The sequence below is a fragment of the Pseudomonas sp. s4 genome, assembly GCF_046764235.1.
GTDB classification, from domain to species: domain Bacteria; phylum Pseudomonadota; class Gammaproteobacteria; order Pseudomonadales; family Pseudomonadaceae; genus Aquipseudomonas; species Aquipseudomonas asiatica.
This window is the reverse complement of sequence record NZ_CP177209.1, coordinates 2,369,301-2,383,100: the sequence shown is the minus strand read 5'-3', so window position 1 is coordinate 2,383,100 and position 13,800 is coordinate 2,369,301. Positions and strand designations below refer to the sequence as shown.

The 13,800-nt window shown below is 65.4% G+C and carries 10 protein-coding genes; 4 read left to right on the top strand and 6 right to left on the bottom strand.

What is annotated here, in order from left to right:
• Positions 1 to 16 precede the first annotated feature (16 nt).
• Together chrA and ACK56M_RS11290 are read left to right on the top strand one after the other, a co-directional pair.
• Positions 17 to 1,375 carry a chromate efflux transporter gene (gene chrA, locus ACK56M_RS11295; RefSeq protein WP_015269953.1) on the top strand — a complete coding sequence of 453 codons (1,359 nt, stop codon included), beginning with the start codon at positions 17 to 19 and terminating at the stop codon, positions 1,373 to 1,375.
• A 139-nt stretch (positions 1,376 to 1,514) separates the two neighbouring features.
• Complete coding sequence (locus ACK56M_RS11290) at positions 1,515 to 2,183, top strand: class I SAM-dependent methyltransferase (RefSeq protein ID WP_102083892.1); 669 nt, start codon at positions 1,515 to 1,517, stop codon at positions 2,181 to 2,183.
• A gap of 144 nt (positions 2,184 to 2,327) precedes the next feature.
• Here ACK56M_RS11290 and quiC read toward each other — a convergent pair whose 3' ends face one another.
• Complete coding sequence (gene quiC / locus ACK56M_RS11285; protein ID WP_191472869.1) at positions 2,328 to 4,235, bottom strand: 3-dehydroshikimate dehydratase QuiC; 1,908 nt, start codon at positions 4,233 to 4,235, stop codon at positions 2,328 to 2,330.
• Positions 4,236 to 4,609: 374 nt separating this feature from the next.
• Here quiC and ACK56M_RS11280 point away from each other — a divergent pair, with 374 nt between their 5' ends.
• Positions 4,610 to 5,983: an MFS transporter gene (locus ACK56M_RS11280; RefSeq protein WP_015269950.1), complete on the top strand. Its 1,374-nt coding sequence runs from the start codon at positions 4,610 to 4,612 to the stop codon at positions 5,981 to 5,983.
• A gap of 274 nt (positions 5,984 to 6,257) precedes the next feature.
• On the opposite strand, the gene ACK56M_RS11275 is transcribed toward ACK56M_RS11280, so the two are convergent.
• The 5 genes from ACK56M_RS11275 to ACK56M_RS11255 form a co-directional block, all read right to left on the bottom strand.
• Complete coding sequence (locus ACK56M_RS11275) at positions 6,258 to 7,670, bottom strand: DOPA decarboxylase (RefSeq protein ID WP_253139773.1); 1,413 nt, start codon at positions 7,668 to 7,670, stop codon at positions 6,258 to 6,260.
• 120 nt (positions 7,671 to 7,790) lie between these two features.
• Positions 7,791 to 8,735 (bottom strand): LysR family transcriptional regulator, encoded by a 945-nt coding sequence (locus ACK56M_RS11270; RefSeq protein ID WP_015269948.1) that lies wholly within the window; start codon positions 8,733 to 8,735, stop codon positions 7,791 to 7,793.
• Positions 8,736 to 8,879: 144 nt separating this feature from the next.
• Positions 8,880 to 9,590, bottom strand: a complete 711-nt coding sequence (locus tag ACK56M_RS11265) for a YebC/PmpR family DNA-binding transcriptional regulator (protein ID WP_013972055.1) — start codon at positions 9,588 to 9,590, stop codon at positions 8,880 to 8,882.
• A 226-nt stretch (positions 9,591 to 9,816) separates the two neighbouring features.
• Positions 9,817 to 11,208, bottom strand: coding sequence for an FAD-dependent oxidoreductase (locus ACK56M_RS11260; RefSeq protein ID WP_411959470.1), 1,392 nt, complete (start codon positions 11,206 to 11,208; stop codon positions 9,817 to 9,819).
• Between the two features lie 15 nt (positions 11,209 to 11,223).
• On the bottom strand, positions 11,224 to 12,540 hold the full coding sequence (locus ACK56M_RS11255) for an MFS transporter (RefSeq protein ID WP_003259277.1): 1,317 nt from the start codon (positions 12,538 to 12,540) through the stop codon (positions 11,224 to 11,226).
• A 243-nt stretch (positions 12,541 to 12,783) separates the two neighbouring features.
• Here ACK56M_RS11255 and ACK56M_RS11250 point away from each other — a divergent pair, with 243 nt between their 5' ends.
• Positions 12,784 to 13,653, top strand: a complete 870-nt coding sequence (locus ACK56M_RS11250; protein WP_015269946.1) for a LysR substrate-binding domain-containing protein — start codon at positions 12,784 to 12,786, stop codon at positions 13,651 to 13,653.
• Positions 13,654 to 13,800 lie beyond the last annotated feature (147 nt).

The window sequence follows — 13,800 nt, the reverse complement described above, 5'->3', positions numbered from 1 at the left end:
TACCAAAGGGAAGAAAATGACGGAACACCTGCAAGGCGCCGCCGAGCAAACGCGTGGTCACATCAGCCGGATCGAGGCCTTGCTGTTCTGGCTGAAGCTGGGTTTCATCAGCTTCGGCGGCCCGGCGGGGCAGATAGCGATCATGCATCAGGAACTGGTGGAGCGGCGCCGCTGGATCAGCGAGCGGCGCTTTCTGCATGCCCTCAACTACTGCATGCTGCTGCCTGGCCCCGAGGCCCAGCAACTGGCCACCTACATTGGCTGGCTGATGCACCGCACCTGGGGCGGGGTGATTGCCGGCACCCTGTTCGTACTGCCGTCGCTGTTCATCCTGATCGGCCTGTCGTGGGTCTATCTGGCCTGGGGCGAAGTGCCGGTGGTGGCTGGTATTTTCTACGGGATCAAGCCGGCCGTGACCGCCATCGTCGTGCATGCCGCACATCGGATTGGCACGCGCGCCCTGAAAAACGGCTGGTTGTGGGCCATTGCCGCGGCCTCGTTCGTGGCCATTTTCGCGCTCGACGTTCCCTTCCCGCTGATCGTGCTGGCGGCCGCGCTGCTGGGCCATATCGGCGGGCGGCTGCTACCGGGGCAGTTCGCGCCTGGTGGTGGCCACGGCGCAGCCAGGGCCAGCCATGGCCCGGCCGTGATCGACGACGACACACCGGCGCCAGAGCACGCCCGCTTCAGCTGGGGGCGGCTGCTGGGCCTGCTGCTGGTGGGTGCCGCGCTGTGGCTGCTGCCCATGGGTGTACTGATGGCTACCTTTGGCTGGCAAGGCACCTTGACGCAAATGGGCTGGTTCTTCACCAAGGCGGCATTGCTGACCTTCGGCGGCGCCTACGCGGTGCTGCCCTACGTCTACCAGGGGGCCGTCGGCCATTACGGCTGGCTGTCGCCGACGCAGATGATCGATGGCCTGGCGTTGGGGGAAACCACCCCCGGGCCGCTGATCATGGTGGTGGCCTTCGTCGGCTTCGTCGGTGGCTACCTGCACCCCATGTTCGGCACCGACCAGGCGTTCATGGCCGGCGCGGTAGCGGCGAGCCTGGTGACCTGGTTCACCTTCCTGCCCTCGTTCCTGTTCATCCTGGCCGGTGGCCCGCTGGTGGAATCGACCCACAACGAACTCAAATTCACCGCCCCGCTGACCGGGATAACCGCGGCGGTAGTGGGCGTGATCCTCAACCTCGCGCTGTTCTTCGGCTACCACGTATTGTGGCCGGCCGGTTTCGACGGGCGGTTCGACTGGCCTTCGGCGCTGATTGCGCTGGCGGCGGCGGTGGCGCTGTTCCGTTACAAGCGTGGGGTGATCCAGGTGTTGATAGCCTGTGCCCTGGCGGGGCTTGCCACCCATCTGTCGAGCCCACTGTAGGAGCAGCCTAGTGCTGCGAAGATGCCCGCATGGCTGGCGGAAATCTGTCTGCCATACTGACCTCTTCGCAGCACAAGGCTGCTCCTACAGAGGGTAGTGATAGGTCGCAGGGCCTATCTCCAATCCAACGGAGATGAACATGCGCAACCCTGAAGACGCCTTGCTCGACAGCTGGCAGCACAACGCCCAGGCCTGGATCGATGCGGTGCGCAGCGGCAGTATCGAGAGCCGTCGCCAGGTTACCGACCAGGCCATCCTGCTGGCCATTCTTGGTCGCCAGCCCGAACGGGTGCTCGACCTGGGCTGTGGTGAAGGTTGGCTGCTGCGCGCGCTGGGCGACCGGGGTGTCGAGGCGGTAGGTGTGGACGGTGACCGGGCGCTGGTGGATGCCGCGCGTGCTGCGGGTTCCGCCGAGGTGCACCTGGCCAGCTATGCACAGCTGACCGCTGCCCAAGTCTATGTTGGCAAGGACTATGACCTGATCTGTGCAAACTTCGCCCTGTTGCAGCAGGACATCATCCCGCTGCTGGCAGCGATGAATGCCTTGCTGGCGCCCGGCGGTGCACTGGTGATCCAGACCCTGCACCCGTGGAGCGTGGCGGATGGCGATTACCAGGATGGCTGGCGGGAAGAGTCGTTTGCCGGGTTCGCCGGGGATTGGCAGGTGATGCCGTGGTACTTCCGCACCCTGGCCAGCTGGTTGAACGCGCTGGACATGGCGGGGTTGCGGCTGGTCAGCCTGCAGGAGCCACAGCACCCCCAGAGTGCGCTGCCACAGTCGCTGCTGTTGGTGGCCGAACGCTCTTGAAGCATACGCGGTCGGTGTAGGAGCGGCCTTGTGTCGCGATGGGCCGCAAAGCGGCCCCAGGATTCATGCGGTGCTGCTGAAATCCTGGGGCCGCCTTGCGGCCCATCGCGACACAAGGCCGCTCCTACAGGGACCGCGCCGGGCTCAGAGGACTGGCTTGCGCGCCGCCCCGCTGCGGGCCTTGGCCATGGCCGCCAGGCGCACCGCAACGTTGGCTGCACCGTAACCGGCATACCCCCCCTTGCGCTGGATGATCTCGAAGAAGAAACGCTCTTCGAACGGCTCGGTATACACGTGGAACAGCTCGCCGCCCTGGGCATCGCGGTCGTACAGCACGTTGTAGTAGGCCAGTTCGCTGAGGAACTCGTCGTCGAAATCGAAACGCGCCGCCAGGTCGTCGTAGTAGTTCAGCGGGATCTCCAGCAACGGTACCCCGGCCAGTTTGGCCCGCGCCACTTCGCGGAAGATGTCGTCGCAATCGAAAGCGATGTGGTGCACGCCCGAACCACGATAGCTGGACAGCGCATGGGCGATGGCGGTGTTGCGGTTTTCCGAGATGTTCAGCGGCAGGCGCAGGGTGCCGCATTGGCTACGCAGCGCGCGGCTCTTGACCAGGCCGTACGGGTCCGGCAGCACCACTTCGTCATCGGCTTCGAAATCGAACAGGCTCTTGTAGAACAGCACCCAGCTGTCCAGCGACTCGGCCGGCAGGGCCAGGGCCATGTGGTCGATACGGCGCAGGCCGCCGGTGGCGGTGGCGTTCTTGTCCAGGCTGAAGTCGGTGTCGTACAGGGTCTGGCCGGCAGTGCCCTGCTCCACCAGGTACAGCAGGCTGCCATCTGGCGCACGTACCGCCGGCACTTCGCACTCGTTGGGCCCGACCAGGCCACGGAATGGCTGGCCACGGAAGGCGGTGGCGCGCTTCAGGGCGGCTTGCTGGTCCTTGACCCGCAGCGCGGTGGCGCACAGCGACGGCCCGTGGGCCTCGAAGAAGTTGTGGCCGAAGGAATAGGGTTCGGCGTTCAGCACAATGTTGATATCGCCCTGACGCAGCAACTGCACCTCTTTGCTGCGGTGCTTGCCGGCATCGGCAAAGCCCAGGCGCTTCAGCCAGCTGCCCAGGCGCGCGCCGACGGCTTCGTCGACTGCAAATTCGAGGAACTCCACGCCGTCATAGGCACTGGCCGCCGGTGGGGTGAACAGCACACCGGGCTCGATCGAGGTACCTTCCTGCTCCAGGCGCAGGCGGGTGTGCTCCTCGAGATACAGCAGCGAACGCAGGCCGTCGGCGGCATTCTGCCGGGGCGGTGCGGCGCGGAAGCCGTCGTTGAAGATTTCCAGCGACAGCGGCCCACGGTAGCCGGTGGCAAGGATCGGCGCCAGGAAACCGGCCATGTCCATCTCGCCCTGCCCCGGGAAGCAGCGGAAGTGGCGGCTCCACTCCAGCACATCCATGGCCAGGATCGGCGCGTCAGCCATTTGCACGAAGAAGATCTTGTCGCCGGGGATATCGCGGATCGCGCTCGGGTCGCCCTTGAGCGACAAGGTGTGGAAGCTGTCGAGGATCACCCCGAGGGCCGGGTGGTCGGCCTGGCGCACCAGGTTCCAGACTTGCTGGTAGGTGTTGACGTGGCGGCCCCAGGCCAGGGCTTCGTAGCCAATGCGCAGGCCGCGTTTGCCGGCGTGCTCGGCCAGCAGGCGCAGGTCGTCGACCAGCAATTGCTCTTCACCCAGGGCATCGGCCTGGACGTTGCTGCATACCAGCACCAGGTCGGTGCCCAGTTCCTGCATCAGGTCGAACTTGCGCTCGGCGCGGTCGAGGTTCCTCTGCAGGCGGTCGCGGCGGCAACCCTCGAAATCGCGGAACGGCTGGAACAGGGTGATGGCAATACCCAGGTCGGCGCACATCTGCCGTACCTGGCGCGGGCTGCCGGCGTAATAGAGCAGGTCGTTTTCGAAGATCTCGACGCCGTCAAAACCGGCGGCGGCGATGGCTTCGAGCTTTTCCGGCAGGGTGCCGCTCAAGGACACGGTAGCGATCGAACGCTGCATGGCGGGAGTTCCTTGTTGTTGGAGGTTGAGGCCAGGGCTGCCTGTACCGGCCCTATCGCCGGCAAGCCAGCTCCCACAGGATTGGCGCATACCTTGTGGGAGCTGGCTTGCCGGCGATAGGGCCAGACCTGGAAAATCCGGACCACAGTTCCTGGCACGATCGATTATTCGCAGGTAAAGTCGTCGCTTCAATCCCTTTGTACGGAATGGTTAGTTTTGCGTTCGATTATCGAACAAAACCGGTTTTAGCGAATTGCCAGCCCACTGGCCCGTGGTCAACATGAACCACAGACGCAGGCACACCGACCCTCGCCTCCTGCCTTGGCGAATCTCCGGCGGAACCTGTGCAAACAACAATAACAACGGAGACAACGATGGCTCACTCCAGCTCTCAAGCCAAGAAAGCGACTGCCAGTGGATGGATAGGCTCGGCACTCGAGTACTACGACTTCTTCATCTACGCCCAGGCTGCTGCGCTGATTTTCCCGCAGATCTTCTTCCCCAACACCGACCCGAAAATGGCCATCATCGCCTCGCTGGCCACCTACGGCGTGGGTTACCTGGCGCGCCCGGTCGGCGCCTTCGTGCTGGGCCACTGGGGTGACACCCGCGGCCGCAAGAACGTACTGCTGCTGTGCATGTTCCTGATGGGCCTGTCGACCATGGCCGTTGGCCTGCTGCCCACCTACCACGACATCGGGCTGCTCGCCCCGGCGTTGCTGGTGGTGCTGCGCCTGGTCCAGGGCTTTGCCGTGGCCGGGGAAATCTCCGGAGCCAGTTCCATGATCATGGAGCACGCACCGTTCGGTCGACGGGGCTACTACGCCAGCTTCACCTTGCAAGGCGTGCAGGCTGGCCAGGTGCTCGCGGCGGCTGTGTTCCTGCCGCTGGCCTACTTCATGCCCAGCGAAGCCTTCAACGACTGGGGCTGGCGCATTCCGTTCCTGCTGAGCGCCTTCGTGCTGATCGCCGGCTTCATCATCCGTAAGGAAGTGCACGAAACCCCGGCGTTCGTGAAGGAAGAGAAGCAGGACAAGGTCGCCAAGTCGCCGATCAGCGAGGCCTTCCGCCACAGCTGGAAGCACATGGTGCTGGTGATGTTCATGGCCTTGATGAACGTGATCCCGGTGGTCGCCACCATCTTCGGTGCGGCCTACGCGGTGCAGCCGGCCTATGGCATCGGCTTCGACAAGAGCGTGTACCTGTGGATTCCGGTAGTCGGCAACATCGTCGCGGTGCTGGTGATACCGTTTGTCGGCAACCTGTCCGACAAGATCGGCCGTCGCCCGACCATGATCGCCGGTTGCCTGGGCTCGGGCTTGCTGGCCTTCGTCTACCTGTATGCGATCAGCATCCAGAACGTACCGCTGGCGTTCGCCTCGTCGATCGTGATGTGGGGCATGGTGTACCAGGGTTACAACGCGGTGTTCCCAAGCTTCTACCCAGAGCTGTTCCACACTCGCTACCGCGTTTCGGCCATGGCCATCGCGCAGAACATCGGCACCATGCTGACCGCCATGCTGCCGGCGCTGTTCGCCTTGGTAGCCCCGCCCGGTTCGGACAACATCCCATTGGTGGTTGGTAGCCTGGCGTTCTTCATCACCTGCGTGTGTGCTTTGGCAGCCTACATTGCACCGGAAACCCATCGCCTGGCGATGGAAGACCTGGGTAACCCCGATGCCAAGCCGATGGACAAGACCGCGTATGAAGCTAGCCGTAAAGGTAGCTTTCAGGCGGTGAGCCACTGAGATTGCAGGGGGCTGCTCTGCAGCCCTTTCGCCGGCAAGCCAGCTCCTACCTTGACCGCACAGGCTTCAAGCCTTGTGCGGTCCCTGTGGGAGCCCTTTCGCCGGCAAGCCAGCTCCCACCTGACCGCACAGGCTTCAAGCCTTGTGCGGTCCCTGTGGGAGCCCTTTCGCCGGCAAGCCAGCTCCCACCTTGACCGCACAGGCTTCAAGCCTTGTGCGGTTCCTGTGGGAGCTGGCTTGCCGGCGAATGGGCCGCAACGCGGCCCCGGCAGTTTCAGCCCTTGACCACTTCCTGCAAGCGCGCCCAGAGCTGTTCGACATGCTCCCGCTCGGTCGGCAATGCGCCAATCGACACCCGCACCATCCACCGCCCATTCAGCGTCGCCGGCGTCACATAGGCATCCCCGGAGGCATTCAGCCGTTCGGCCCAGCCCTTGGTATGCGCATCCAGCGCCTCCCCTTCCAGCCCCGCCGGCCGATGGCGAATGCACAACGTCTGCAACTGCACCGGCGCCAGCACCTCCCACTCCGCCGCCGCGCCGATTTGCCCGGCCAGCCACTGGGCATTGTCCAGGTCACGCCGCAGCCGTGCCTGCAACGCCTCGACCCCCTCGCTGCGCAGCATGAACCACAGCTTCAATGCGCGGAACCGGCGGCCCAGCGGGATACCCCAGTCACGCAGGTTCTTCACCTCGCCATCCACCGCCGACTGCAGGTAGCTGGGGTTGGTGCTCATGACCCGGATCAGGTGCTGCGGGTCGCGCACGTAGTAGATCGAGCAATCGAAGGCCACGCCCAGCCACTTGTGCGCGTTGACCACCAGCGAATCGGCCAGCTCGATGCCGTCCCACATCCAGCGGCATTCCGGCAGGATCATCGCAGAGCCCGCCATGGCCGAGTCCACGTGCAGCCACAGGCCATGGGCCTGGGCAATCTCGCCGATAGGCCGCAGTGGGTCGAGGGCCGTGGTGGCGGTGGTGCCGGTGGTCGCGACCACCGCGCAAGGCTGGTTGCCAGCGGCAAGGTCCTGCTCGATCGCCGCCTGCAATGCCTCAGGGCGCAGCGCATAGCGTTCGTCGGTCGGGATCAGGCGTATGTTGTCGCGGCCAAAACCGGCCAGCAATGCGGCTTTGTCCACCGAGCTGTGGGCATGGGCGCTGACATAGACGATCAGCGGCTTGGCCTGGGCTTGCAGGCCGCCGCGTACCAGTGCGTAGTCGCTGGCGCGTTCCCGTGCGCAGATCAGCGCCACCAGGGTGCTGGTGGATGCGGTGTCCTGGATCACCCCGCTCCATTGGCCAGACAGGCCGAGCAGCTGACGCAGCCAGTCGAGGGTGGTTTCCTCCAGCTCGCTCAGGGCCGGGCTGGACTGCCACGAAAGGCCCAGCACGCCCAGGCCAGTGCTGAGGAAGTCACCGAGGACCGACGACAGGGTGCCATTGGAGGGGAAGTAGCCGTAGAAGTCCGGGTGCTGCCAATGGGACAGGCCGGGCATGACCAACTGGTTGACGTCGTCAAGGATCGCTGCGAAAGGCTCGCCTTGCCGGGGGGCCTGTGCAGGCAACGCAGCCTTGAGATAGCCGGGCTCGACCTGGGCCATGACCGGGCGCTCGCCGACGGATTGGCGGTAGTCGGCGATCAGGTCGATCAGTTGGTGGCCGTACTGGCGGAATTGTTCGGGGGTCACCTGGGGTCTCCTGTGGGGTTTTTCGCTGCCTGTGCCCGCGAAGAGGCCAGCGCAGGCAGCACAATGCCCCCAGTCTAGGCACCTGTCCCGAAGTGAATAACCCCGCTTCGCGCATACCTGCTATGGCAAACCCGCATGCCCACCCTGCACACCGAACTGCGACTGGCGCCACAACTCGAACACCCGGTTGCGCAACCAGCGGTGTTCGGCCGAGGCCTGCAGGCGCTGGTGCCACACCACCCAGTAGCGCTGGCTGTGGTCGATGAAACCCAGCGGCCGCCAGGCCAGGTCATGCAGGCGGCACAGCTGCCGGGCGATGTGCTCGGGCACGGTGGCCAGCGCCTGGCTGTTGGCAATCACCTGCACGGTGGCCGAGAAGAACGGCACTTCCAGGCTGACCTGCCGTTGCAGGCCCTGGGCGCGCAAGTGGCGGTCGATGAAGCTGTCCTTGTCGCCTCCGCCGGAAATACGCACATGCTTGTGCGCCAGGTAGTCGGCCTGGCTGAGCGCACCGTGGGCAGCCAGCGGGTGGTCGTGGCGCATCAGGCACACTGCCCGGTCCTCCCCCAACAGCCGACCGTGCAGGTTGGGTGGCGACTCGTCGAACAAGGTGGTGGCAAGGTCGATCTCGCCGCTGGCCAGCAAGGCGTACTGGCCGGCCTGCCAGGTGCGGTACTCCAGCGATACACCCGGCGCCTCGCGCTCCAGCGCCGCCACCAGCAGCGGCAGCATGTGCTCGGCCACATAGTCCGACGCGGCCAGACAGAAGCGCCGCTCGCAACGCGCCGGGTCGAACACCGCGGGCTGGCGCAGGGCGTGCAGCTCCTCGAGAACCTGACGCAGGGGTTCGACCAGGGCTTCGGCGTGTTCGCTGAGTACGTAACCGCGGCCCTGGCGTACCAACAAGGGGTCGTCGAAGGCTTCGCGCAGGTGGGCCAGCTGGCGGCTAAGTGCGGACTGGCTGACGCCGAGGCGCTCGGCGGCGTGGCTGAGGTTCTTCAGCTGCAGCAGGTGGTCGAGGGTGCGCAGGTGGGCGAGGCTGAGGGAGGCGAAAGCGGGGTTCATACAGGCTCCCTTCTAAAGGATCGACCGGCCCAATCGCCGGCAAGCCAGCTCCCACAGGGTCACCACAACCATCGGGGCTTGTGCTGTACCTGTGGGAGCTGGCTTGCCGGCGATTGGGCCGCAAAGCGGCCCCAGAGAAGCAGATCAGTCAGTCAGGCCAACATAAACGTTCTGCACGTCATCGTTCTCGTCGATCGCCTCGAGGAACGCTTCCACCTCGGCCAGCGCCTCGGCACTCAGGCTGGCCGCGCTCACCGGGTTCTTCGGGGTGTAGCCGATCTTCGCCGAGGTCACGGTGAAGCCGTGCTCCGGCAGGGCCTTCTGCACGGCGTCAAGGTCGGTGGTGTCGGTGATGAACAGGGTCGAACCCTCTTCGTCACCTTCCTCGAAGTCCTGGGCGCCGGCTTCGATGGCCGCCATTTCCGGGTCGGCGTCGCCGTTCGGGGTGGCTTCGATCAGGCCGACATGGTTGAAGTCCCAGGCCACCGAACCGCTGGCACCCAGCTGGCCCTTGCGGAACAGCACGCGGATCTGCGCGACGGTGCGGTTGACGTTGTCGGTCAGGCACTCGACGATCAGCGGCACCTGGTGCGGGGCGAAACCTTCGTAGCTTACCGCCGAGTACTGCACGGCATCGCCGTCCAGGCCCGCGCCCTTGCGGATTGCGCGCTCCAGGGTCTCGCGGGTCATCGAGGCCTTCTTGGCCTGCTCGATGGCCAGGCGCAGGCGTGGGTTCATGTCCGGGTCGGCGCCGGACTTGGCGGCGATCTGGATCTCTTTGGACAGCTTGCCCATGATCTTGCCTTTGGCGTTGGCCGCGGCTTCTTTATGTTTGGCTTTCCACTGTGCGCCCATGTCGACTCTCTTGTTTCAGCGGCCGGTTCAGGAAGCGACCGGCCAAAAGTGGGTGCAGTTTATACGCCCTCTGGCCTGTGTTCGACAAGAAATCGCTGGGGCCGCTTCGCGACCCTATCGCGACACAAGGCCGCTCCTACAGAAGAAGCGCGCCAATCTGGGCTTGCGCGTCCCCCTGTAGGAGCGGCCTTGTGTCGCGACAGGGGTGCGAAGCGCCCCCAAAATATCAGCCTTTATCGGCCTTGCCCGCCGCCGCGGCAAACCGCGCCAGACGCACATCCAGCCTGCGCGGCCGCAGCCCACGGTCCTCGGCCCGCTCCTTGCGGCGGATGGCATTGCGCACCATCAGCGAACCCAGGTAGCGGATCGGCTCGGGCGGGAACAGCCCCAGCGGCCCCTTGACCAGCGGCGAACGGGTCCATGGGTTGTCCAGCCCCAGTGCCAGCGACGACAGAATCTGCCCGCCCATGTGGCACGGCCCGACGCCGCTGCCGGAGTAACCAAAGCCGTAGAACACGTTGCCCTGCCCGTCCAGCCGGCCAAAGAACGGCAAACCGGTCACCGAGCGGTCGGACGGCCCGTTCCAGCTGGCCGCCAGCGGCACCTCGGCCAGCGCCGGGAAAAACCCGCCCAGGCTTTCACGCAGCAGCGGCCGGTACGGCGACGGCTGGTCGAACACTGGCAGCATGCGCCCGCCATAGGCGAAGGTATTGCCGCCCTTGCCGAGCATCAGCCGACCATCGGAGGTGTTGTGGTAGTAATGCACGAAAATCCGCGAATCAAGCACGCTGATGCCGCTGTCCAGGCCGACCTGGTGCAACAGCTCGGGGCAAGGTTCGGTGATCACCATGTCGCTGGAAACAATCGCCACGCTGCGTTCGAACTGCGGGAAAGCCCGCGCCATCCAGGCATTCAGGCCCAATACCACGCGGTCGGCGCGCACCGTGCCATGGGCCGTGCGCACCTGCACCGGGGCGCCGTGCTCCAGGCCGGTCATGGCGGTGCCCTCATGGATGCGCACGCCGCGCTGCAAGGCCACCCGGCGCAGGCCGCGCACCAGCTTGCCCGGCTGCACCGTGGCCGCGGCCGGCGAGAACCAGCCTTCCAGGTGCCGCGCCGAACCCGCCAGACGCTGCACCTGCGGCAGCGGCAGGCGGCGAAACGAATTGATCCCCTTTTGCTCCAGCGCGGCGATCACCGCGTCGGTGGCGCCGACCTGCGCGGCGTTGGTGGCGGTGTACAGCGTGCCATCCAGGCGGTAGTCGCAGTCGATGCCATTGGCCGAGCAGAACGCGCCGATCTCACCGATGCTGCGCTCCGACTCACGCACCAGGCGCACCGCCTCGGCCACCCCGAACAGCCGCTCGAGGGTGAAGTACTTCGCCGACCACGACAACGCACAGCCACCATTGCGGCCACTGGCACCGGCACCGCAGATATCGGCCTCGATCAGCACGATATCCAGGGCCGGCACCGCTTCCTTGAGCATCAGTGCGGTCCACAGGCCGGTATAGCCGCCGCCGACGATGCATACATCGCAACGGGCATCGCCTTGCAGCGGCGGGCACACCGCCTCTTGCGCCGAATCCAGGGCCTGTTGCAGCCAGAAGGGTCTCATTCGCTCGCTTTCCTTTCAGGTACGCAATGGCTTGATTGCCATGCTGGTATTCGGTGCCACGTCGGTGCTTTGCGCAGCGCTGGCCGGGCGGCTGTTCCAGTGCGGCAGCAGCACCAGCGCCGAGAACAGCGCGCAGCCGGCAAACACGATGAACACCGTGACGCCATCGAAGTATCCCGGCAGCAGCCCGCCCAGCACCGCCCCCACCGAGCCGCAGCCGTTGACGAAGCCTGCTGCGGTGGCACCGGCCTTGGCGGTGCCGAAGTCGATGGCCGCAGCACCGCTGATCATCGAGTCTGGCCCGTACAGGGTCAGGCCCATGACGAACAGCAGGGCCACCACCAGGATCACGCTGCCGGTGTGCATGGCCGCCATGAATGCCGCCAGCGCCACGGTCAGCAGCACCAGGCTGATGACACAGGCCGGCATGCGCCGGGCGCCGAACAGCTTGTCGGAGGCAAGGCCGATGATGATCGGGCCGAGCAGCCCGGCCAGTTCGAAGGCTGTCGGGATGATCGCTGCCCCCACCTTGCCCACCGAGGGCATCTGCTCGAAGACGATCACCGGCCCCCACAGCAGGATGGCGTAGCGCGCCGGTTTCAACAGGAAGTACGCCAGCCCCAGGGTCAGCACCGTGCGGTTGCGCATGATCTCCTTCAGGGGCGCCCACACACTGCACAGGTTGCCGGCCGGGGCCATGCTCTGCGGCTCGGGCTCCACCGCCGGCAGGCCGACGTCTTCAGGCTTGTTGCGCTGCAGGAAGAAGAACAGCACGGCCACCAGTGCCACCACCGCGGCACTGGAGAAGAATGCCGCGTGCCAGGTACCGACCAGGGTGTAGGCCCACCAGCCGGCGAACGGCGAGGCCACCAGGCCGCCGAAGGCATAGCAGGAACTCCACAGGCCCAGCACCCGCCCACGCTGCGACGCCGGGAAGAAGCTGCCGATGTTCTTGCACAACCCGGCCCAGCCGGTGGATTGCGCCAGGCCCTGCACCAGCATGCAGGTGGCGAAGATCGGGAATGTGGCGTAACTGCCCATTACCACCGCCGCAACAGCAGAAATCAGCAGGCCGCCGAGCACCACCACGCGTGGGCCAAAGCGGTCGGCAAGCATGCCCCAGGTGAACTGGCCCACGGCGTAGGCGGCCAGGTAGATGGCGTCGAGGTTGGCCATGGCGGCCTTGTCGAGCATGAAGTCGGGGTCTTCACCGATGCCCAGCTTGGCCACCGAGAAGGCCTTGCGGGTGAAGTAGAAGGCGGCGTAGGCCAGCCAGGTAATGGCGAAAATCTGGATACGCCAGCGTTTGAACGCGGCTAGGGATTGGTTCATGTAAGTCTGACCTCTTGCTTGAGTGTGCCGGCAGAATGTGAAGAAACGCCTGTCTTGTTCTTGTGTTACGCACAGCGATGACGAGGCTGTCATCGGGTCAGATGGCGCCGTTTGGGTGCCATGGCCCTGGCGGCACTTGTGGTGCCAGCGTCGGGCTGACATGCATGGAAACAGTTGCGCTAAGATAAATAAAATCGATTTATCGTATTTCACACATAAGCCCAGCTTGTTACTGAGGTCGTCATGTCGGTTTCCCACGCACAACTCAAGGCCTTCCACGCCGTCGCGGTGCACGGCAGCTTTACCCGCGCCGCCGAAAAGCTGTTTCTTACCCAGCCCGCGGTGTCGGACCAGGTGCGCAAACTGGAGGAGCGCTTCGGCGTCTTGCTGTTCCACCGCAACAAGCGTTCGGTGCAGCTCACCGACCTCGGCGAACGCCTGCTGGGCATCAGCCAGCGCCTGTTCGCCTGCGAGGCCGAGGCCCATGAACTGCTGCAGGATTCGCGTGCGCTGCACACCGGCAGCCTGGTGCTGGCGGTGGACGCGCCGGTGCACGTGCTGCCGCAGATCGCCCGCTTCTGCCAGCGCTACCCGGGCATCCAGGTCAAGATCGAGACCGGCAACACCGACGAGTCGCTGGCCCGGCTGTTTAGCTACCAAGCCGACCTGGCCCTGCTGGGGCGGGACGTCGACGATGAGCGGCTGCACTGCCTGCCGCTGCGCCGCGACCCGATGGTGGCGTTTGTCTCGCACCAGCACTCCTGGGCCAGCCGCGGCGCGATCAGCCTGGCGGACCTGGACGATACACCGCTGGTACTGCGCGAGCCCGGGTCGGTGACGCGGCAGACGCTGGAAGAAGAAATGCAACGGGCCGGGCTGCGGATTCGCCCGGCGATCCAGGTGGAAGGCCGGGAAGCGGCGCGGGAAGCGGTGGTGGTGGGGATTGGTGTGGGGGTGGTGTCGGCGGCTGAGTTTGGTGCGGATGCGCGGGTGTGCGCGTTGCCGATCGTCGATTGCCAGCGGCACCTGACCGAGACACTGGTGTGCCTGAGCGAGCAGCGCACGCGGCGGGTGGTGGCGACCTTCCTGCAGATGGTGGAGGAAGGGTTGTAAGCCTGTGCCGGCCTCTTCGCGGGCTCGCCCGCTCCCACAGGCACTGCACAGAATTCAAAACCTGTGGTGATCCTGTGGGAGCGGGCAAGCCCGCGAAAAGGCCAGCACAGGCAACCCAACTATGCTGGGATAACCTCAACCCTCGGC

Coding starts and splice junctions, on each gene's coding strand:
- ACK56M_RS11265 (WP_013972055.1), bottom strand. CDS start 9,590: ATGGGCGCACAGTGGAAAGCCAAACATAAAGAAGCCGCGGCCAACGCC.
- ACK56M_RS11260 (WP_411959470.1), bottom strand. CDS start 11,208: ATGAGACCCTTCTGGCTGCAACAGGCCCTGGATTCGGCGCAAGAGGCG.
- ACK56M_RS11250 (WP_015269946.1), top strand. CDS start 12,784: ATGTCGGTTTCCCACGCACAACTCAAGGCCTTCCACGCCGTCGCGGTG.
- chrA (WP_015269953.1), top strand. CDS start 17: ATGACGGAACACCTGCAAGGCGCCGCCGAGCAAACGCGTGGTCACATC.
- ACK56M_RS11270 (WP_015269948.1), bottom strand. CDS start 8,735: ATGAACCCCGCTTTCGCCTCCCTCAGCCTCGCCCACCTGCGCACCCTC.
- ACK56M_RS11290 (WP_102083892.1), top strand. CDS start 1,515: ATGCGCAACCCTGAAGACGCCTTGCTCGACAGCTGGCAGCACAACGCC.
- quiC (WP_191472869.1), bottom strand. CDS start 4,235: ATGCAGCGTTCGATCGCTACCGTGTCCTTGAGCGGCACCCTGCCGGAA.
- ACK56M_RS11280 (WP_015269950.1), top strand. CDS start 4,610: ATGGCTCACTCCAGCTCTCAAGCCAAGAAAGCGACTGCCAGTGGATGG.
- ACK56M_RS11255 (WP_003259277.1), bottom strand. CDS start 12,540: ATGAACCAATCCCTAGCCGCGTTCAAACGCTGGCGTATCCAGATTTTC.